Below are 19817 nucleotides of genomic sequence, written 5' to 3'. Positions count from 1 at the left end.
AGGGCAAAAACGCCCTTTTTAAGGAAGATCAAATGAGAATTAATAAATTTATATCCCATAACACTCGTTATTCACGCCGTGAAGCTGATGAACTTATCAAACAAGGCTTAGTAAAAATAAACAACAAAATTGCCCTTTTAAGTAATGAGGTTAAATTTGATGATAAAGTTTTTGTTAAAGGTAAAAGAGTGCAAAAAAGAACGCAATTTAGCGTAATAATCTACCATAAACAAAAAGGTGAAATTGTTAGTAAAAAAGATGATCGTGGAAGAAAAACTATATATGATACCTTGCCAAGACAATTTAGTACCTGGCTTAGCGTAGGTAGGCTGGATTATGCAAGCGAGGGCTTACTTTTGCTTACAGATTCTCCTGTGATTGCCGATGCTTTAATGCATAGCGATTTAGAAAGAGAATACTACCTTAAAGTTAAAGGCACGGTGAGCAAACAAGTCATCGAAGCCATGCAAAATGGACTTGAGATTAAAAATGAAAAAAAAGGCGCACATGCAAAAACTAAAATTACCTCTATGAGTTTTGCTCCTTTTATAGACTTTGAAATTTTTGGATCAAGTGGAGGCTATACTAAGCTTAGAGTGGTTATAAATGAAGGTAAAAATAGAGAGCTTAGACGCTTTTTTGGACATTTTGATCTTGAAGTCATGGATCTTAAGCGTGTTGCTTTTGGGGCTTTAGATCTTGGTATGTTGAAGGCGGGAAAACATCGCTATTTGGAAAATGGCGAATATGAAAAATTGAGAGATTTTTTGAAATTTAATGAAATAAGATATTGACCATTATATACAAAAATTTAAAAAATAATGATAATTTTTAAATTCTAAAAATTATATTTTTATCCTTTTTAAAAGGAAAATAATAGAAAAATTTCATCAAATTCCTTGACTTTGAAAACAAGATTTTATATACTCTAATTTCAATTTTTATAAATTGGTTAGTTTTTAACTAACGAGTTCTTTTTAAAGGAAATATTATGGAAAGAATTAGGCTTAAGCTAAAAGCTTATGACCATCGAGTACTAGACAGAACAGTTGCAGCAATCGTAGAAGCTGTTAAAAGAACAGGTGCGGATATCAGAGGTCCGATACCAATGCCTACTAAAATCAAACGCTATACAGTTTTAAAATCTCCACACATTAACAAAGATTCTCGTGAGCAGTTTGAAATAAGAATTCACGCGCGTATGCTAGATATAGTAGCAGCGACTCCAGATACAGTTGATTCTTTAACTAAGCTTGATTTAGCGCCAGAAGTAAGCGTTGAAGTAAGAGCTATGGGTAAGTAAGGATAAGATATGGAATATATTGTAGAAAAAATTGGAATGAGCAGAACAATTACTAATCCAAGTATCGCTGTAACTTTACTAAGAGTTGTAAATGCAAAAGTATGTGAAGTTGAAGGCGGAAAGGCTTTAGTAGCATATCCAAAAGGTAAAGCAAGTAATAAATGTGTCGCAGGACAACAAAAAAAGTATAATCTTTCTGCAGAATACAATAGATTTGCGACTTTAGAAGTAGCAAATAGTGAAGCAGGAGATTTAGATGAAACTCCATTAAATGAAGCAAAAATTTTAAAAGTAAGCTTTAACACTAAAGGTAGAGGTTATAGCGGTGTTATGAAAAGACATAACTTCGCAGGGGGTCCAGCAAGTCATGGTTCGAGATTTCATAGACGCCACGGATCTATTGGTAATAGAGAATGGCCAGGTCGTGTTCAACCAGGTATGAAAATGGCAGGACATTATGGAAATACTAAAGTAACCGTTAAAAACGAAGTTGTATCTTATGATGCTGAAAACAAAATTTTAGTAGTTAAGGGTGCAGTACCAGGTTATAATGGTGCTATGGGTAAAATAAGGATTGCAAAATGAGTAAAGTAGTTGTTTTAAATGATAAATTAGAAAAAGCAGGTGAACTTGATTTACCTTCAAAATATGCGGAAGTAAATCCACACAATCTTTACTTATATGTAAAATCTTACCTTGCAAGTTTAAGAGCAAATACAGCTCATACTAAAGGTAGAAGTGATGTAAGTGGTGGTGGTAAAAAACCTTGGAGACAAAAAGGTCGTGGCGGTGCTAGAGCGGGTTCAACAAGAACTAACGTTTGGGTAGGCGGTGCGGTTGCTTTTGGTCCAACAAATGAAAGAAACTACTTCCAAAAAGTAAATAAAAAACAAAAAAGATTGGCGCTTGAAAGAGCTTTAGCAGATAAAGCAGCTAAAGGTGCGTTATTTACTGCTGATTCTTTGACTATTGAAAGTGGTAAAACAAAAGATGCAAACGCTGTGATTAAAAAACTTGGCGTCAAAGATGCTTTAATCGTTAAAGATTTACTAGATGAAAAAACACTTTTAGCTTACAGAAATTTAGCAAATTGCTATGTAGTTGATGTAACTGAAGTAAATGCTTATTTAGTATCTGTATTTAATGCTGTTATCATAGAAAAATCAGCGTTAGAATCTATTATAAAAGAGGGATAATTATGGCAGATATTACTGATATAAAGACTATACTTTACACAGAAAAAAGTTTGAATTTGCAAGAGCAAGGTGTCGTAGTTATTCAAACTTCACCAAAGATGACTAAAACAGGCTTAAAAGCGGTTTTAAAAGAGTATTTTGGTGTAACTCCAAAAAGCATCAATTCATTAAGAATGGATGGAAAAGTTAAGCGTTTTAGAGGTCGTTTAGGTCAAAGAAACGATTACAAAAAATTCTATGTTAAGCTGCCTGAAGGTGTTAGCTTAGAAAATACGGAGGCTTAAGATGGCAATTAAAACTTATAAACCATATACTCCAAGTAGAAGATATATCACAGGTTTAAGTTCTGAAGATATTACAGCTAAACCAAGTGTACGCTCACTACTTGTTAAACTTCCAGCACACGCGGGTCGTAACAGCTATGGAAGAATTACAAGTCGTCATAAAGAAGCGGGTGCTAAAAAACTTTACAGAATTATTGATTTTAAACGTCGTAAATTCGGTATAGAAGGCAAAGTAGAAGCGATCGAGTATGATCCATATAGAAATTGTAGAATTGCTTTGATTGCTTATAAAGATGGGGAAAAAAGATATATTCTTCAACCACGTGGATTAAGCGTTGGAGATATCGTTGCAGCTGCTGAAAGCGGACTTGATATTAAACCAGGTAATGCAATGAAACTTAAAAACATTCCTGTGGGTACTATTGTTCATAATGTTGAGTTAAAACCAGGTAAAGGCGGTCAAATGATCCGTTCTGCGGGTGCTTATGCACAACTTATGGGTAAAGAAGAAAAATATGTTATTTTAAGACTTGCAAGTGGCGAAATGAGACAAGTTTTAGCTGAATGTATGGCAAGTATCGGCGAAGTTGGAAATGAAGAATGGGCTAACGTAACTATCGGTAAAGCAGGTAGAAATCGCCATAGAGGTATCCGTCCACAAACTCGTGGTTCTGCTATGAACCCAGTAGATCACCCGCACGGTGGGGGTGAAGGTAAGAAAAATTCAGGCCGTCATCCAGTAACTCCATGGGGTAAACCAACTAAAGGTGCGAAAACTCGTCGTAAAAAAGCTAGCGATAAGCTAATAATTTCAAGAAGAAAAGGAAAGTAAGATGGCTAGATCACTAAAAAAAGGTCCTTTTGTTGATGATCATGTAATGAAAAAAGTCATCGCTGCTAAAAAGGCTAATGATAATAAACCAATTAAAACTTGGTCAAGAAGAAGCACAATTACTCCTGATATGATAGGACTTACATTTAATGTTCATAATGGTAAAAGTTTCATTCCGGTTTATATTACTGAAAATCACATCGGTTATAAACTCGGTGAATTTGCTCCAACACGCACATTTAAAGGGCATAAAGGCTCTGTGCAAAAGAAAATTGGTAAGTAAGGGATAAGATATGAGTAAAGCATTAATTAAATTCATAAGATTATCTCCAACTAAAGCAAGATTGATTGCTAGAGAAGTTCAGGGGATGAATGCAGAATTAGCTATGGCTAGTTTAAAATTTATGCCAAATAAAGGTGCAAAATACATCGCAAATGCAATTTCAAGTGCAGTAGCAAATGGTGGCTTTGAAGCAAACGAAGTGGTTGTAAAAAGTTGTCGTGTTGACGCAGCTGCGGTATTAAAAAGATTTAGACCAAGAGCTAGAGGAAGTGCAAGTCGTATTAGAAAACCAACTTCACATATTTTAGTAGAAGTGGCAAAAGCAGAAGTGAAAGCTGAAGAGAAAAAAACAGTAGCTAAAAAAGCTCCAGCAGCTAAAAAGACTACTACAACAAAAGCTCCAGCTAAAAAAACAACAAGCACTAAAAAAGCAACAGCGAAAAAGGAAAGCTAATGGGACAAAAAGTTAATCCAATTGGTCTAAGACTAGGAATCAATAGAAATTGGGAATCAAGATGGTTTCCGACTAAAGCAAATTTAGTAGAAAATATCGGTGAAGATTACAAAATCAGAGCTTTCTTAAAAAGAAAACTTTATTACGCAGGAATCAGTCAAATTTTAGTAGAAAGAACTGCTAAAAAACTTCGCGTTACTGTAGTTGCTGCAAGACCAGGTATCATCATCGGTAAAAAAGGTAGTGATGTTGATAATTTAAGAAAAGAATTGCAAGATTTGATCGGTAAAGATGTAAATATCAATATCAAAGAAGAAAGAAAAGCAGGAGCTTCAGCTCAACTTGCTGCTGAAAGTGTTGCAACTCAACTTGAAAAAAGAATTGCTTTTAGAAGAGCAATGAAAAAAGTAATTCAAGGTGCACAAAAAGCAGGTGCTAAAGGGATTAAAGTTTCAGTTTCTGGTCGTTTAGGCGGTGCTGAAATGGCAAGAACAGAATGGTATCTTGAAGGACGCGTTCCACTTCATACTTTAAGAGCAAAAATTGATTATGGTTTTGCAGAAGCTAGAACTACTTATGGAAACATAGGGGTTAAAGTATGGATCTTTAAAGGTGAAGTATTACACAAAGGTATGCAACCTGAAAAAACTGAAGAAAGTGCTCCAGCTAAAAAGCCAAGACGCACAAGAAGGGGTAAATAATCATGTTAATGCCAAAAAGAACTAAATATCGCAAAATGATGAAAGGGCGTAACAGAGGTTATGCTAATCGTGGAACAGAATTTACTTTTGGTGAATTTGCATTAAAAGCAACTGAAGCAGGACGCATTAACTCACGCCAAATTGAAGCAGCGCGTATCGCTTTAACTCGTTTTGTTAAAAGACAAGGAAAAACTTGGATTAGAGTTTTCCCAGATAAGCCTTTGACAAAAAAACCTTTAGAAACTCGTATGGGTAAAGGTAAAGGTGCTGTTGAAGAATGGGTAATGAATATCAAGCCAGGTCGTATCATTTATGAAATGGCAGGAGTAAGCGAAGAAATGGCAAGAGAAGCATTGACTTTAGCTATGCATAAACTTCCATTTAAAACTAAGTTTGTTACAAGAGAGAGCCAAAATGAAATATACTGAGATTAAAGATAAAACAGCAGCTGAGCTTGCAACAATGCTAAAAGAAAAAAAGGTGCTTTTATTCACTTTAAAACAAAAGCTAAAAACAATGCAACTTACTAATCCAAAAGAGATTAGCCAAGTAAAAAAAGACATTGCTAGAATAAATACAGCAATTAACGCTTTAAGATAAGGATAGAAAATGGCATTTAAAAGAGAAATTCAAGGCGTTGTTGTTAAAATCGCTGGTGAAAAAACCGCAAGTGTTTTGGTTGAAAGAAAAGTGGTTCATCCAAGATATAGAAAAATTGTTAAACGCTTTAAAAAATATCTAATTCATGATGAGAGAAATGAAGTTAAAGTGGGTGATACTGTTGTTGCAGTAGAATGCAGACCACTTTCAAAAAGAAAATCATTTCGCTTAAAATCTGTATTAGCTACAGGAGTTGAGTAATGATTCAAAGTTTTACAAGACTTGCAGTTGCTGATAATAGCGGTGCAAAAGAATTAATGTGTATCAAGGTTTTAGGGGGTAGCAAAAGAAGATACGCTACCGTAGGTGATGTAATCGTTGCATCTGTTAAAAAAGCTTTACCAAATGGAAAAGTTAAAAAAGGTCAAGTGGTAAAAGCGGTTATCGTTAGAACTAAAAAAGAAATTCATAGAGATAATGGTTCTTTGATTCGTTTTGATGAAAACGCTGCAGTTATTCTTGATAACAAAAGAGAGCCTATCGGAACTCGTATCTTTGGGCCAGTGGGCAGAGAAGTTAGATATGGTGGCTTTATGAAAATCGTTTCACTAGCACCGGAGGTATTATAATGGCGGTTAAATTAAAAATCAAAAAAGGTGATAGCGTTAAGGTTATCACAGGTGATGATAAAGGTAAAACAGGTAAAGTTTTAGCGGTATATCCAAAAACACTTAAAGTGGTAGTTGAAGGATGTAAAATCGCTAAAAAAGCTATTAAGCCGAGTGAGAAAAACCCAAATGGTGGTTTTATCAATAAAGAAATGCCAATGGATATTTCCAATGTGGCAAAAGTTCAGGAGTAAGCGATGATGAGATTAAAAGAAAAATACAATCAAAGCATTAGACCTGCATTGGCTAAAGAATTTGATATTAAAAATCCTATGCTTATCCCTGTGATCGAAAAAGTAGTTATCAGCGTAGGTGCTGGTGAGTTGGCTAAAGATCAAAAAGTATTGCAAAATGTTGCAGATACTATTTCTTTAATTGCAGGACAAAAGGCTGTGATTACTAAAGCTAAAAAATCAGTTGCAGGATTTAAAGTTCGCGAAGGTTTTCCTGTGGGTGTAATGGTAACTTTAAGAAAAGAAAATATGTATGCTTTTCTTGATAAATTAATTTCTATTGCCTTGCCAAGGGTGAAAGACTTTAGAGGTTTAAGTAGAGATGGGTTTGATGGACGCGGAAACTACAACTTCGGTCTTGATGAGCAGTTGATGTTCCCAGAAGTGGAGTATGATAAAATTTTAAGAACTCATGGTATGAACATTTCTATAGTTACAACAGCACAAAATGACAAACAGGCACAAAAGTTATTAGAACTTATCGGTGTGCCATTTACAAAAGGAAAGTAAGATGGCTAAAAAATCAATGATTGCAAAAGCGGCACGCAAGCCTAAATTTAAGGTTAGAGCTTATACAAGATGCCAAATTTGTGGGCGTCCGCATTCGGTTTATAGAGATTTTGGAATTTGCAGAGTTTGCTTAAGAAAAATGGGCAACGAAGGTTTGATTCCAGGTCTTAAGAAAGCAAGTTGGTAAGGATAAAATATGATAAATGATATTATTTCAGATTCACTCACTCGTATCAGAAATGCAGGAATGAGAAAGCTTGAAACAACCAAGCTTTTACATTCTAAAGTTGTAGAAGCTTTAGTTGGAATTTTTCAAGCTAAGGGCTATATTGAGAGTTTTAATGTTATTGAAGAAGATAAAAAGAAATTTATCAATGTAGTTTTAAAATACGATGAAAAAGGTAAGAGTGTTATCAATGAGCTTAAAAGAATTTCTAAGCCTGGTCGTCGTGTTTATAAAGGTAAAGATGAAATCAAGCGTTTTAAAAATGGTTATGGTACTATCGTAGTTAGCACAAGTCATGGTGTTTTAGCTAATGATGAAGCTTATAAAGCAGGTGTTGGCGGCGAAATTTTATGTACCATTTGGTAAAAAATCTGCTTTTTATGGCATTGGGTATCCATTCTTTATAAAAAAGTAGAAATATCCTAGACAAATAAAAAGGAAAAATATGTCTCGTATAGGTAAACAACCGATTGCTATTCCAGCAGGAGTAGAAGTAAAATTAGAAGGAAATTTGCTTAAATTTAAAAAAGGAAATTTGGCAAAAGAACTTGATACTAAAGCAAATGTAAATGTTGAGATTAAAGATAATAATATTCTTTTTTCTCCAAAAGGTGAAGACAGACAAAGTAGAGCTTATTGGGGAACTTACAGAGCTTTAGCTTACAATATCGTTGTAGGTTTAACTCAAGGTTTTTCAAAAACTCTTGAAATCAATGGAGTTGGTTATAAAGCAGCTTTAAAAGGTAAAGTTTTAGAACTAAGCCTTGGTTTTTCTCATCCTATTAATTATGATATTCCAGAAGGAATTGAAATTGTAGTGGATAAAAATACTATTGCAGTTAAAGGAAGCGATAAACAAGTTGTAGGTCAAGTTGCTGCTCAAATTCGTGAATTTAGACCACCAGAACCATATAAAGGAAAAGGCGTTAAGTATTCTGATGAACGCATTATCCGCAAAGCTGGTAAGACATCTAAGAAGTAAGGGTAGAATATGAGAGCAAATGTATTAAAAAGAAAACTAACTTTAAGAATCAAAAGAAAAAAAAGAATTAGAGCGAAAATTTCAGGTTGTGAAAATTTTCCAAGAATTTCTGTATTTAAATCGAACAGAACTCTATATATCCAAGCGATTGATGATGTAAAAGCTGTAACTTTAGCAGCAGTTGATGGACGCAAACTTGGCGTTAAAGCAAATAAAGAAGGTGCTAAAAAAATCGCTGCTGAATTTGCTAAAACTTTAAAAGCTAAAAAGATAGAACAAGCTGTTTTTGATAGAAATGGTTATGTATATCATGGTGTTATTGCAGCATTGGCTGAATCTTTAAGAGAAAATGGCATTAGGCTATAAGGGGTAAATCGATGGAAAAATATAATAGAGAAGAATTTGAAGAAGTAATCGTCGATATCGGCAGAGTTACTAAGGTTGTTAAAGGTGGTAGAAGATTTAGATTTACTGCTTTAGTTATCGTTGGAAACCGCAAAGGTTTAGTAGGTGTTGGTTATGGTAAGGCTAAGGAAGTTCCAGATGCTATCCGTAAAGCTGTTGACGATGCGTTTAAAAATATCGTTGAAGTTAAAACTAAAGGCTCAACTATTGCTCACGATGTAGAGGTAAAATATAACGCAAGTAGAATTTTACTTAAACCAGCTAGTGAAGGTACAGGAGTTATCGCAGGTGGTTCTACACGCCCTATCGTGGAACTTGCAGGTATTAAAGACATCTTAACCAAGTCTTTGGGTTCAAATAATTCAGCTAATGTGGTTCGTGCTACAATCAAAGCTTTAACAATGTTAAAAGGATAAGAAGATGAATTTAACAAAAGCAGCGGGTTCAACGCATAAAACTAAAAGAATTGGCCGTGGTCAAGGTTCTGGCATGGGTAAGACTGCTACTAAAGGGGGTAAAGGTCAAACTGCTAGAAAAGGTTATAATGAAAAAAGAGGTTTTGAAGGGGGTCAACAACCACTTCAAAGAAGACTACCAAAAGTAGGTTTTACTTCTAAAATTCAAAAACCTTATGTGATCAATGTTGAAAAAATCACAGCTGTAAAAGAGCTTAGTGAAATTACATTTGAGAGCATTAAAAGTGTTCACAAAATTTCAAAATCTGTGAATAAAATCAAATTAATTGGTGCAAGTGCAAAAGACTTAGTATCAAAAATCAAAGACGAGAATATTAGCGTCACCGGATCAAAATAATGAATAGAGCATTGACGAATAAGATTTTAATCACCTTAGCATTTTTGTTTGCTTATAGGGTTCTGGCTTATGTGCCAGTTCCTGGCGTCAATGCTGATGTGATTGCGGAATTTTTTAACAACAATCAAAACAATGCTTTGGGTTTATTTAATGTTTTTAGTGGTGGAGCGGCTGAACGCTTTTCTATCATTTCTTTAGGTATTATGCCTTATATTACTGCTTCTATTATTATGGAGCTTCTTGCAGCAACTTTTCCAAATATTGGTAAGATGAAAAAAGAGCGTGATAGTATGCAAAAATATATGCAAATTATCCGTTATGCGACTATTGTGATTACTTTGGTTCAAAGTATAGGCGTTGCTATAGGTTTGCAAAGCTTATATGGTCGTGGTGGTGCAGGGGCTATAATGGTGGAAGATTTAAATATGTTTATCGCACTTTGTGCTATTTCTATGCTTGCAGGAACTATGCTTTTAATGTGGCTTGGCGAACAAATCACACAAAGAGGTATAGGAAATGGTATTTCTTTAATCATTTTTGCAGGTATTGTTTCAGGTATTCCAAGAGCGATTTCAGGAACTGTAGGGCAAATCAATTCAGGCGAGATGAATTTCTTAACCGCTTTTGCAATTTTTGCTTTGATTTTAATCACCATAGGCGTGATTATTTATGTAGAACTTGGAGAAAGAAGAATTCCTATTTCTTATTCTCGTAAAGTTGTAATGCAAAATCAAAACAAACGCATTATGAATTATATTCCTATTAAACTCAATCTTAGTGGGGTTATTCCACCGATTTTTGCTAGTGCGATTTTAATGTTTCCAACAACGATTTTACAAACTAGTGCAAATCCTTATCTACAAGCTATTAATGACTTTTTAAATCCAAATGGTTATTTGTTTCATGTTTTAACTTTCTTGTTTGTAATTTTCTTTGCTTATTTTTATGCTTCTATCGTATTTAATGCTAAAGACATAGCAGAAAATTTGAAAAAACAAGGTGGTTTTATCCCTGGAATTCGTCCAGGTGAAGGAACTTCAAGTTATCTTAATGAAGTAGCTTCTCGTTTAACTTTATCAGGTTCTATTTATTTAGGGCTTGTTGCAACCTTACCTTGGGTTTTGGTGAAATTTATGGGTGTGCCTTTTCATTTTGGCGGTACTTCTGTACTTATTGTAGTTCAAGTAGCACTTGATACGATGAGAAAAATTGAAGCTCAAATTTATATGAGTAAATACCAAACTTTAAGTGCGGTAGGTTTGTAATTTAAAGTTATCCAAACAGGAAAAATTTCCTGTTTGGATAACTTATTTTTCATGAAACATTAAATTTTTATCAAAAGTAAAATCATTGTAATGAATATTAAAACTTCATTATTGAGTAAAACGACAGCATATTCTGGATTTCTAATTTCTAATAATATTTCATTGCTATTTAAATCAAATTTAACCTGATGGTTGATACCTTTAAGAGAAGAAAAGGAAATATCTTTCCATCTTCCACAAAGAGTGCTATGATAATGCCCAAAAAATAAGTGTTTTATATTTTTATATGAGTTAAATAGCTTATAAAGTTCTAAAGAGTGTTTTTCATCAAGTCCTATAAAATCCATAGCTCTAAGGCCAGTTTTAAAAGGAGCATGATGTAAGCAAATAAATATATTTTTGTTTTGGTTTCTCTCTAAGGCATTTTTTAGCCAAATTTGGCGTTTTTGACAATACTCACCTCCGTGACTTTTAAGTTTTATAGTGTCTAGTACTAAAAAAACATTATTGTCATTACATTGTATTTCATATTGTATAAAACCATTTTCATCTTGCTTTAAATTATCAAAAATCTCTAATGCATTAGCTCTGTCATCATGATTGCCTAAGACCAAATAATAAGGCATGTTAAGTTTGGTTAAATCTTGTTTTAAAAGAGTGTAAGATTCTAAACTCCCCTTGTGAGTTAAATCTCCTGTTATAAATACAAAATCAGCATCGCTATGATTTTTATTGATATCTTCTATAGCTAAACGCATCATAGCTGATGGTTCTCTTGAGTAAATGGCTTCTTTTTTATCACCATAGTGTATATCAGTTAAATGGATGAATTTCATAAAAACTCCTTATAGCATTTTTTAATTGAGCATGATTATTGACTAAGATATTAGCTTTTTCGAGCATGATTTTATCTTGCCAACCCCATAGCACTCCTATAGAATAAACATCAGCTTCTAGTGCAGCTTCTATATCGCTAATACAATCACCTATCATGATAGAGTGATTTTGTTTAAATTTTTTGAGCGTCTGTGCTTTTGGTATTGAGCTTGTACAATGAAGATTGGTAAAATATTTCAAAATTTGTTCTTTTTCAAGGAGAATTCGAACTAAATTTTCATTACTAGCGCTTAATATGAAAAGTTTAAAATCTAAACTCAAATCCTTTAATAATTCTTTTGTTTTATCAAAAAAGACTAAAGTATGGATGTGTTCTAAAAAATACTCATCCGCTATTTTTTCAAATTCTAAAGGATTAAAACCTAGAATTCTCCCAATTTCTTTGCACTAAATTGACAAGCTTGCTCCCAAAGTTTTAAACTATCAACCAAAACACCATCAAAATCAAAAAATATCATCTTATACCCTTTTAAGGTAATAAAGCATTGATTTCTTCTTGGGCTTGTTTTGCAATCTCTTCATAATTTGTACTTGTTCCCATAAGAAGTTTTTCAGCATAATTCCATAAAGTATTTGTAGCTTTTAGAGCATTATCTCCTGGAAATGAAGGCCAATTTCCCATGAGTTCTATTTGAGAAGGAGCAATGGTATAATTTGGATTTTTATTATAAAAATCTTTTAATTTTGCATTGGCCAATAAATTGCTAGTCATATAACCTGTATATTGAGGTACATAAGCGTTGGCTTCCCCTGTTACAAAATGAATATATTTTAAAGCTGCCTCTTTATTTTTATCATTAGTTAGCATAACTACGGATCCACCTACGGGTAATTCTCCTCCTGATTGAACACCTGGAAATTTAGAAAGTTTTAGAGGAAAGTTAATGCTTTTTTCTGTTTGAGTTAGAGCTGCTGAGGTTTGTATAAGTATGCCTAAATTTCCCGCATAAAATGAGCTTATAGCTTCAGAGCGTTTTATAGCTGGCATTTTTGCTAAAGTGTGAAAATCACTTAAAAGTTTAAAAGTTTCTTGCCATGCTTTATTGTTAAAATCTACCTTGCCTTTTTCATTAATGAGTTTTCCGCCTCTTTCAAGACTTAAAGCCAATATAAGCCAAGTATCTGTTTCTCCAAAATACACCCCGCTTTTTCCATTTAATGAGTTGATTTTTTGAGATAAATCAAAAAGTTCATCCCATGTTTTAGGAAGTTCTTTATTCCATCCTGCTTGTTTGACTAAATCCATATTATAATATACAACAGGTAAAGAGCTTGCAAAAGGAATAGCATATATTTTGTTTTCTAAAGTGGTTGCTTTAAAAGCATTATCATTAAAGCCTAATTCTTTTTTATTGATAAGATTTTGTGTTAAATCTTTAGGAATATTTTTATTTACCAATGTAGGTAAATAGCTATAGCTGTTAAAGCTTACATCAGGGAGTTTGTTGATCATTTTTTCTCTTAAAAGTCTAGCGCTTTGTTCTTCATAGTTTTGTGCGGGTGCTAAAAATCTTATTTCTATGTCTGGATTTTGTTTTTCAAAATCTTCTTTAAGTTTTTCGTGCAAATCTTTAAACCAAGGATAAGCGTAAGAAACAACAAGTTCTGTTTTTGCTTGGGCTAAATTTAAAGCTCCAAAAAGAGCTAAGGTGAAAAATATTTTTTTCATTTTAAATCCTTAAAATTGTTAAAACTTATTAGAATAATGTAATTCTAATAAGTTTTAACAAGCTATTTTATGCCTGTATTGGCAACACCTTGTATAAATCTTTTTTGTGCAAGTAAAAAACCTATTATAAGAGGGGCTACTACTATTGTTGAGGCGGCCATTAAGGTTCCATAATCCGTACCTGCTTCATTGTTTTTAAAAGAAATTACTCCAAGGGTTGGAGTGAAATATTGTGGGGAACTTACAGCAATTAAAGGCCAAAAATAATCATTCCAATGAGCAACTATGGAAAAAATTCCAAAAGAAATCAAAGCAGGGGTGGTTAGTGGTAATATAATTTTGCAAAGTATGCTAAATTCATTTAAACCATCCATTCTTGCTGCATAAATTATATCATTGGGAATACAATTGATAAATTGCCTAATTAAAAAAATCCCAAAGACTGAAATGCTAAAAGGCAAAATAAGAGCTAGATATGAATCTAAAACTCCAAAATAATACATTAAAATATACCAAGGAACGCAAATAGCTTGAGTTGGAATAAGCAAAGAGCACACTATAATAACAAGCAAAAACTTTTGTCCTTTAAATTTGTATTTGGATAGAGCATAAGCACAAGGATAAGCGATTATAATTTGTATTAATAAAATGGCAAAACATACAAAAAATCCATTAAAAAGGAAGTGCAACAAGTCATTTTCCTTAAAAGCTTTTGTGTAGTTTTCAATTAGGGTAAAATTTTGTGGAAAAAAATGAAAAGCATTGGAAAAAATTTCATTTTCAGGTTTAAAACTAGTTATAACCATCCATACAAAAGGAAAAATAAAAAATAATGACAATATACCCAAAATAAGATGGCGCAAAATTCTAAACATAAATCAATCCTTTTTATCCAAAAATTTAATTTTAAGAAGAGTTAAAATCAAAATAAATAATAAAAATATTACAGAAATAGCTGAGGCATAATTTGTTCTAAAAAACATAAAAGCTTCTTGATAAATAGTAAATAATAAAACCTCGCTAGAATGATTTGGCCCTCCATTTGTTAGAACCTGAACGGTATCAAAAACTTGAAAAGCTTTTATAGAACTTATAATTAAAACAAAAAATAAAATAGGTAAAAGCAAGGGTAGGGTGATTTTAAATAAAATTTGAGTTTTGTTTAATCCATCGAGTTTTGCTGCTTCATATACCGAACTAGGTATGCTCATTAATCCAGCTGTAAATAAGATCATATTATAGCCCAGTTGTTGCCATACTCCAATCCCAGCAAGAGTATATAAAACCGTGTCTTTATTTGAAAGCCAATTGATTGCATTAACCCCAAATAAAGCAAGAATTTTATTAAAAATTCCTATGTCCGGATGTAAAATATATTCCCAAACCATGCTCATGGCTATCAAGGTTGCCATAACAGGTAGAAAAAAGACAGCTCTATAAAATGATTTTGCACTATTTTTAGATTCTATAAGCAAGGCTAAAGCCAAACCTCCCAAAACGCTTAAAGGTAGAACAATAAGGGCGTAAATTAAAGTATTTTTTACTGAAGTGAAAAAAAACAGGATCTTTTAGCAAGGCTTTATAATTAATCAATCCTACAAAATGAAAATCGCCGTTTCCAAGCTGATAGTCACTAAAACTTAAAATAATTACCCATATAATAGGTAAAATCAAAAATAAAAGCATTAATAAAACAGCAGGAGAAACAAAACAAAAAGTCGCAAGTGAATTTTTCATGCTGCAAAACTCAAATTATAAAGTTTAATATCCATTCTTTTACCTTCTTCATCAAAGATAAAGGCTTTTGAATAATCAAAGTTAATTCCTACAACAGAGTCTAGTTGAAGCTTTTTACCTTCTTGTGTATTTAAACTTAAAATAAAATTATTATCATTTTTTAAGAGTTTGGTATAAATTAAATATTCATTTCCCATATTTTCAATATTATAAATTTTGGCCTTAATTTGTGAATGTGGATCTATAAAACAATTTTCTGCTCTTATGGCTAGACTTTTATGTTTAGATAAGTTTTTATTGATTAAAGCAAAACCATAGCTTTTTAATTCAACGCATAAGGTATTGATTGTAGGTGTTCCTATAAATTGAGCAACTTTTAAATGGTTGGGGTTGTTATACATTTCATCAGGGCTTGCAACTTGCAAAAGCTCACCATCAACCAAAAAAGCTATTCTATCGCTCATAGTCATAGCTTCGCTTTGTCGTGCGTGACATATATAAAGGTTTTATTTAATTCTCTATGCATAGCACTTAATTCAGCTCTTGTGTGAATGCGTAATTTAGCATCCAAATTTGATAAAGGTTCATCCATTAAAAATATATTAGGTTCTCTTATAATAGCCCTACCTAGAGCGACTCTTTGACATTGTCCTCCAGAAGTTGTTTGGGTTTTTTATCTAAAAGGTGTGTAATTTTAAGTTTTGTTGCTACTTGTTCAATTTTTTCTTCCAAATGAGTTTTAAACTCTTTATAGGACTTAATATAAAAAGAAGCCAGAGGAAGTTTATGGATAAATTTAGCTCTTGCTTTAATAGGCATAGCAAGATTTTCTCTCACGCTTAAGTGAGGATATAAGGCATAGCTTTGAAAAACCATAGCAAAATTTCTATCTCTTGGATTTTGTTTGCTTATATCTTGATTGTTAAGGTTTAAAATTTCACCTTGACTTGGCTCTTCAAGGCCGGCTATAATTCTCAGAAGAGTTGATTTGCCACTTCCGCTTTCTCCAACTAAGGTTAAAAATTCACCCTCTTTAATTTCAAGATTGATGTTTTTTAAAATTTCATTGTTCCCAAATTTCTTATTTAAATTGTTAATTTTTAACATATCCAAGCTCCATATTTTGGAAAATTTTTAAAATTAAATCAAATATTGGAAACTTTTTGGAAACAGATGCAATGCTTGAAGATTAATTTATCCTAGGTTTTTGCTTTAAAAATAAAAACACAATGCACACTATAAAAATTACTATTGACCATATTAAAAAAGCATCTACAAGACCCATTTGTCTAACGATAGGTTGAGAGATAATAGGACTTAAAAATTGTCCTAAAAATATACAACTTGCTAAAATTCCATAAGCCCTAGCGCGAGCATTTTCAGGACAGATTGAAAAAAGATAAGCCGTATTATTTACAAGCATAATACCTCCACCCATTCCAAGCAAAGCTAAGGCGATTAAAACTGTGAAAAAGCTATCTACTAAAAAAAGCAGCGAAAAAGAACAAGATACGATAAAAAGAGTTAAAACATAGATAGTTTTAATACTTAAGAATTTTATAATATATCTATAGCTTAGAGAGAAAAAACCATAACATAGTGCAGATACAGACATCGAAATACCTATATATTTAGGATCCAATCCTAAATGTTCTTCTATATAGTAAGGAAGTTGAGTTGGCGAAATATAATAAACTACCATGATAAAAAAACCTATAAAATAGATAGGGAAAAATTGCCAATAATTTGTTTTTGCTTCTATTTTTGTATGATTATAGAATTTAAATTTTCTAGGTTCAAAAAGATAAATGATAGCCATTAAGGTAATTAAAATTCCAAGTCCATATACTAAAAAAGGATAACGCCAAGAATAACTCGAAACAAATCCTGCAATAGAAATAAAAACAGCACCCCCTACCGCACAAAAAAATCCTTGAAGACTTAAAGCATTTTCTCTGCGATTAAAGCCACCACGACTATAATAATCTCCAAGTAAAGCCGAAGCGCCTGTCATTATAAAAGCAGTTGCCATACCAAAAATAGCTCTTGAAGTCAGTATAGCATAAATATCATTTAAGAAAAAGCCACTTACTCCAGAAATAGTCCAAACCACCATAGCTGGAAGAATGAATTTTAATTTGCCAAATTTATCCATTAAAATACCAGCAAATGGAGATAAAATGACAACAAAAATAGCAGGGATGGTTAAAACTAAGCGAACAAGTATATCAAGATGAGCTAATGTGAAACTTGAAGCAAGAGTAGCGCCACTTTGGGTTAAAAGTTCTTCAAAATGTCTGTTGATAGCAGGCAGAGCAGATGAAATGACCACGCTTCCTAGCATAGTCATAGCGGCCATAGAAAACACAGCCGCTTTAAATCCGGACTTTTCAGTAATTTGAATTATTTTTTTATCCATTTTCGTGTCATTTGGATGAAATTTATAAGTTTTGCCATTCATAATTTTTGCCTTTTTTGTTTTATTATACTCTAAAAATTATGGTTTGTATTTAAAATTACTTAAAATTATATTTTATTTATTTTGTTATGATAGTTTTGTTTTTAAAATATTTTAGCTTGATTAAAATATATTTTATAAGTAGAATTTTAAATATTTTTAGCTAAATTCAGCTTTTTATTTAACAAGGGTGTAAAATGAAGAAAAATTTAATCATAGTAGAATCTCCTGCAAAAGCTAAAACCATAGGAAATTTTTTGGGAAAAGATTATGAAGTTATTGCTTCTAAAGGACATATTAGAGATTTGCCTAAATCAAGCTTTGGGATTAAAATAGAAGATGATGAATTTATCCCTGAGTATAGAATCACAAGTGATCATAGCGCCTTAGTTAAAGAACTTAAAAGCAAAGCCAAAGATGCCAAAGAAGTCTATCTTGCAACGGATGAGGATAGAGAAGGAGAGGCTATAGCCTATCATATTGCAAAAGCTATAGGAAAAGATGAAAACACCTTACCACGTATTGTTTTTCATGAAATCACTAAAAACGCTATAGAAAATGCTTTAAAAAATCCAAGAAAATTAAACATGCACTCTGTAAATGCTCAGCAAACTAGACGCCTTTTAGATCGCATTGTAGGATATAAACTCAGCCCCTTATTAGGACAAAAAATTCAAAGAGGACTTAGTGCTGGACGTGTTCAAAGTGCGGCTTTAAAGATCATAGTCGATCGTGAAAAAGAAATTCGTGCCTTTGTACCACTGGAATATTTTAGCATAGATATGATTTTTCAAAAAGATTTGGATGCAGAACTAGTTGAGTTTGACAAAGCTAAGATAGAAAAACTTACCATTACCAACAAAGATCGTGCCAAACTTGTACTAGAAGCTTGTAAAAATGAAGCTTATACTATAAGCGACATTGAAAGCAAAGAAAGAAAAATCGTTTCACCGCCTCCTTTTATGACTTCAACTTTGCAGCAAAGTGCTAGCAATCGCCTTGGTTTTAACCCTAAAAAAACCATGATGATAGCTCAAAAACTCTATGAAGGAGTAAATACTCACGAGGGCGTGATGGGGGTTATTACCTACATGAGAACTGATAGTTTAAATTTGGCCAAAGAAGCTATAGAAAATGCAAGAAAATTCATACAAGCAAATTTTGGCAAAGACTATCTTCCAAGCAAAGCAAATGTATATACTACAAAGGCTAAAGGTGCTCAAGAAGCTCATGAAGCTATACGCCCTACAAATTTAAGTTTTACTCCAGAAATTGCAGCTAAATTTTTAGACAAAGATGAGTTAAAACTTTACACACTTATTTACAATCGCTTTTTAGCCTGTCAGATGAATCCTGCTATCTCTCAAACTCAAAATGTATTTGTAAAAAATGATAGAGCAGTTTTTAAAATAAGCGGTAGAAAAATCCTTTTTGATGGATATTATAAAGTTTATGGTGATATGGATAAGGATAAAATTTTACCAAATTTTAAAATAGGTGAAAATTTAAAAATACAAAATTTAGAAATGAACTCACATTTTACTGAACCACCTTCAAGGTATTCAGAAGCAGGACTTGTAAAAAAACTTGAAAGTTTAGGCATAGGTCGCCCTTCTACTTATGCACCAACCATTTCTATACTTACAAGCCGTGATTATGTAAAAATAGACAAAAAACAACTTATTCCTAGTGAGGTTGCTTTTAATGTAACCGAAGTGCTTGAAAAAAATTTTAGCGATATAGTGGATAGTAAATTTACTTCAAATCTTGAAAACACTTTAGATGAAATCGCAGAAGATAAGGCAGATTGGCAAGAAACTTTAAAAGAATTTTACTATCCTTTTATGAGAAAAATCGAAGAAGGAAAAACAAAAATCGCCAGTCAAAAAACTGTTACAAAATTAGGTGAAAGTTGTCCTGATTGTGGCGGGGAACTTGCTATTAGAAAAGGGCGTTTTGGAGAATTTGTAGCGTGTTTAAATTTCCCAAAATGCAAGTATTCAAGAAATTTAAAAAACGAAAGCAAAAACGAAAGCGAAAACACAGCCGCAAAAGCCAAAGCCAATGGTACAGGCATTACTTGTCCAAGTTGTCAAAAAGGTGAAATCGTAGAACGCTTTTCAAAACGCGGTAAATTTTATGGTTGTAGTGCTTATCCAAAATGCAATTTTATAAGCAAATACAAACCAAGTGAAGAAAAATGCGAAGAGTGTGGCGAAACTTTAGTGATAAAAGAGCTTAAAAAAGGTACATTCTTAGAATGCTTAAAGTGCAAAATCAAAAAAGAAATGAAGGATTAGA

The 19817-nt window shown here is 32.6% G+C and carries 33 protein-coding genes; 23 read left to right on the top strand and 10 right to left on the bottom strand.

All coding sequences use genetic code 11. From position 1 onward, the window contains the following. Window positions 1-32: 32 nt before the first annotated feature. The 22 genes from FBE93_RS05235 to secY all read left to right on the top strand — a co-directional run bounded on the left by FBE93_RS05235 (window position 33) and on the right by secY (window position 10755). Complete coding sequence (locus tag FBE93_RS05235; RefSeq protein ID WP_002932155.1) at window positions 33-794, top strand: pseudouridine synthase; 762 nt, start codon at window positions 33-35, stop codon at window positions 792-794. Window positions 795-991: 197 nt separating this feature from the next. After that, window positions 992-1303, top strand: coding sequence for a 30S ribosomal protein S10 (rpsJ, locus tag FBE93_RS05230; protein WP_002779353.1), 312 nt, complete (start codon window positions 992-994; stop codon window positions 1301-1303). A 9-nt stretch (window positions 1304-1312) separates the two neighbouring features. Beyond that, window positions 1313-1888 (top strand): 50S ribosomal protein L3, encoded by a 576-nt coding sequence (rplC, locus tag FBE93_RS05225; RefSeq protein WP_002932154.1) that lies wholly within the window; start codon window positions 1313-1315, stop codon window positions 1886-1888. Then, the gene (rplD, locus tag FBE93_RS05220; RefSeq protein WP_002932152.1) at window positions 1885-2499 is read left to right on the top strand and encodes a 50S ribosomal protein L4; all 615 of its coding nucleotides are present in this window, start codon (window positions 1885-1887) and stop codon (window positions 2497-2499) included. The genes rplC and rplD overlap by 4 nt, the downstream gene beginning before the upstream one ends. 2 nt (window positions 2500-2501) lie before the next feature. Beyond that, window positions 2502-2783 carry a 50S ribosomal protein L23 gene (locus tag FBE93_RS05215; RefSeq protein ID WP_002856384.1) on the top strand — a complete coding sequence of 94 codons (282 nt, stop codon included), beginning with the start codon at window positions 2502-2504 and terminating at the stop codon, window positions 2781-2783. Between the two features lies 1 nt (window position 2784). Further along, window positions 2785-3615 carry a 50S ribosomal protein L2 gene (gene rplB, locus FBE93_RS05210; RefSeq protein ID WP_002825501.1) on the top strand — a complete coding sequence of 277 codons (831 nt, stop codon included), beginning with the start codon at window positions 2785-2787 and terminating at the stop codon, window positions 3613-3615. Window position 3616: 1 nt separating this feature from the next. After that, complete coding sequence (rpsS, locus tag FBE93_RS05205; protein ID WP_002851509.1) at window positions 3617-3898, top strand: 30S ribosomal protein S19; 282 nt, start codon at window positions 3617-3619, stop codon at window positions 3896-3898. A 10-nt stretch (window positions 3899-3908) separates the two neighbouring features. Then, window positions 3909-4352, top strand: coding sequence for a 50S ribosomal protein L22 (gene rplV / locus FBE93_RS05200; RefSeq protein WP_002855723.1), 444 nt, complete (start codon window positions 3909-3911; stop codon window positions 4350-4352). After that, on the top strand, window positions 4352-5053 hold the full coding sequence (gene rpsC / locus FBE93_RS05195; protein ID WP_002851138.1) for a 30S ribosomal protein S3: 702 nt from the start codon (window positions 4352-4354) through the stop codon (window positions 5051-5053). Before rplV ends, rpsC begins: the two co-directional genes overlap by 1 nt. A 2-nt stretch (window positions 5054-5055) precedes the next feature. Continuing rightward, entirely contained in the window at window positions 5056-5481 is a 426-nt protein-coding gene (gene rplP, locus FBE93_RS05190; RefSeq protein ID WP_002779441.1) for a 50S ribosomal protein L16, read from the top strand. Beyond that, window positions 5468-5653 (top strand): 50S ribosomal protein L29, encoded by a 186-nt coding sequence (rpmC, locus tag FBE93_RS05185; protein WP_002851566.1) that lies wholly within the window; start codon window positions 5468-5470, stop codon window positions 5651-5653. The genes rplP and rpmC overlap by 14 nt, the downstream gene beginning before the upstream one ends. 9 nt (window positions 5654-5662) lie before the next feature. Then, window positions 5663-5914: a 30S ribosomal protein S17 gene (gene rpsQ / locus FBE93_RS05180; RefSeq protein WP_002851549.1), complete on the top strand. Its 252-nt coding sequence runs from the start codon at window positions 5663-5665 to the stop codon at window positions 5912-5914. Next, window positions 5914-6282, top strand: a complete 369-nt coding sequence (gene rplN, locus FBE93_RS05175; protein WP_002779438.1) for a 50S ribosomal protein L14 — start codon at window positions 5914-5916, stop codon at window positions 6280-6282. Before rpsQ ends, rplN begins: the two co-directional genes overlap by 1 nt. Then, window positions 6282-6515, top strand: a complete 234-nt coding sequence (gene rplX / locus FBE93_RS05170) for a 50S ribosomal protein L24 (protein WP_002779437.1) — start codon at window positions 6282-6284, stop codon at window positions 6513-6515. The genes rplN and rplX overlap by 1 nt, the downstream gene beginning before the upstream one ends. Before the next feature lie 3 nt (window positions 6516-6518). After that, the gene (gene rplE / locus FBE93_RS05165) at window positions 6519-7064 is read left to right on the top strand and encodes a 50S ribosomal protein L5 (protein WP_165434237.1); all 546 of its coding nucleotides are present in this window, start codon (window positions 6519-6521) and stop codon (window positions 7062-7064) included. Between the two features lies 1 nt (window position 7065). After that, window positions 7066-7251 (top strand): type Z 30S ribosomal protein S14, encoded by a 186-nt coding sequence (locus FBE93_RS05160; RefSeq protein WP_002851478.1) that lies wholly within the window; start codon window positions 7066-7068, stop codon window positions 7249-7251. A 9-nt stretch (window positions 7252-7260) separates the two neighbouring features. Next, window positions 7261-7656 (top strand): 30S ribosomal protein S8, encoded by a 396-nt coding sequence (gene rpsH, locus FBE93_RS05155; protein ID WP_002851353.1) that lies wholly within the window; start codon window positions 7261-7263, stop codon window positions 7654-7656. Between the two features lie 79 nt (window positions 7657-7735). Continuing rightward, a complete protein-coding gene (gene rplF, locus FBE93_RS05150; RefSeq protein ID WP_002851302.1) occupies window positions 7736-8272 on the top strand; it encodes a 50S ribosomal protein L6 in 537 nt (178 codons plus the stop codon). Window positions 8273-8281: 9 nt separating this feature from the next. Continuing rightward, a complete protein-coding gene (rplR, locus tag FBE93_RS05145) occupies window positions 8282-8638 on the top strand; it encodes a 50S ribosomal protein L18 (protein WP_002785535.1) in 357 nt (118 codons plus the stop codon). 11 nt (window positions 8639-8649) lie between these two features. Then, window positions 8650-9093 (top strand): 30S ribosomal protein S5, encoded by a 444-nt coding sequence (rpsE, locus tag FBE93_RS05140; protein WP_002779428.1) that lies wholly within the window; start codon window positions 8650-8652, stop codon window positions 9091-9093. 4 nt (window positions 9094-9097) lie between these two features. After that, on the top strand, window positions 9098-9490 hold the full coding sequence (rplO, locus tag FBE93_RS05135; RefSeq protein ID WP_002851292.1) for a 50S ribosomal protein L15: 393 nt from the start codon (window positions 9098-9100) through the stop codon (window positions 9488-9490). Continuing rightward, window positions 9490-10755 (top strand): preprotein translocase subunit SecY, encoded by a 1266-nt coding sequence (gene secY, locus FBE93_RS05130; protein ID WP_165434236.1) that lies wholly within the window; start codon window positions 9490-9492, stop codon window positions 10753-10755. Before rplO ends, secY begins: the two co-directional genes overlap by 1 nt. Before the next feature lie 59 nt (window positions 10756-10814). Here secY and FBE93_RS05125 read toward each other — a convergent pair whose 3' ends face one another. The 10 genes from FBE93_RS05125 to FBE93_RS05095 form a co-directional block, all read right to left on the bottom strand. Next, entirely contained in the window at window positions 10815-11591 is a 777-nt protein-coding gene (locus FBE93_RS05125) for a phosphodiesterase (RefSeq protein WP_002932135.1), read from the bottom strand. Continuing rightward, window positions 11569-11988, bottom strand: coding sequence for an HAD hydrolase-like protein (locus tag FBE93_RS08555; protein WP_260629385.1), 420 nt, complete (start codon window positions 11986-11988; stop codon window positions 11569-11571). Before FBE93_RS08555 ends, FBE93_RS05125 begins: the two co-directional genes overlap by 23 nt. 133 nt (window positions 11989-12121) lie before the next feature. After that, a complete protein-coding gene (locus FBE93_RS05115; RefSeq protein ID WP_194963470.1) occupies window positions 12122-13321 on the bottom strand; it encodes an extracellular solute-binding protein in 1200 nt (399 codons plus the stop codon). A 62-nt stretch (window positions 13322-13383) separates the two neighbouring features. Next, complete coding sequence (locus FBE93_RS05110) at window positions 13384-14196, bottom strand: carbohydrate ABC transporter permease (protein ID WP_165434235.1); 813 nt, start codon at window positions 14194-14196, stop codon at window positions 13384-13386. A gap of 3 nt (window positions 14197-14199) precedes the next feature. Next, window positions 14200-14817 (bottom strand): sugar ABC transporter permease, encoded by a 618-nt coding sequence (locus FBE93_RS05105; protein WP_242631496.1) that lies wholly within the window; start codon window positions 14815-14817, stop codon window positions 14200-14202. After that, window positions 14780-15058, bottom strand: a complete 279-nt coding sequence (locus FBE93_RS08465) for a hypothetical protein (protein WP_242631495.1) — start codon at window positions 15056-15058, stop codon at window positions 14780-14782. The genes FBE93_RS05105 and FBE93_RS08465 overlap by 38 nt, the downstream gene beginning before the upstream one ends. Beyond that, entirely contained in the window at window positions 15055-15528 is a 474-nt protein-coding gene (locus tag FBE93_RS08345) for an ABC transporter ATP-binding protein (RefSeq protein WP_002932108.1), read from the bottom strand. The genes FBE93_RS08465 and FBE93_RS08345 overlap by 4 nt, the downstream gene beginning before the upstream one ends. Further along, on the bottom strand, window positions 15525-15650 hold the full coding sequence (locus FBE93_RS08550; RefSeq protein ID WP_002932105.1) for a hypothetical protein: 126 nt from the start codon (window positions 15648-15650) through the stop codon (window positions 15525-15527). The genes FBE93_RS08345 and FBE93_RS08550 overlap by 4 nt, the downstream gene beginning before the upstream one ends. Before the next feature lie 35 nt (window positions 15651-15685). Beyond that, complete coding sequence (locus FBE93_RS08335) at window positions 15686-16165, bottom strand: ABC transporter ATP-binding protein (RefSeq protein ID WP_207307198.1); 480 nt, start codon at window positions 16163-16165, stop codon at window positions 15686-15688. Between the two features lie 82 nt (window positions 16166-16247). Beyond that, entirely contained in the window at window positions 16248-17519 is a 1272-nt protein-coding gene (locus FBE93_RS05095; RefSeq protein ID WP_070300800.1) for an MFS transporter, read from the bottom strand. Window positions 17520-17713: 194 nt separating this feature from the next. Between FBE93_RS05095 and topA the strand changes: the two genes are divergently transcribed. Further along, window positions 17714-19816, top strand: coding sequence for a type I DNA topoisomerase (topA, locus tag FBE93_RS05090; RefSeq protein ID WP_165434234.1), 2103 nt, complete (start codon window positions 17714-17716; stop codon window positions 19814-19816). Window position 19817: the final 1 nt, after the last annotated feature.

The sequence above is a fragment of the Campylobacter sp. CFSAN093229 genome (genome assembly GCF_011068225.1).
GTDB lineage: Bacteria > Campylobacterota > Campylobacteria > Campylobacterales > Campylobacteraceae > Campylobacter_D > Campylobacter_D jejuni.
Note: the sequence above shows the minus strand (reverse complement) of the source record. Positions and strands in the feature narration are given on the sequence as shown.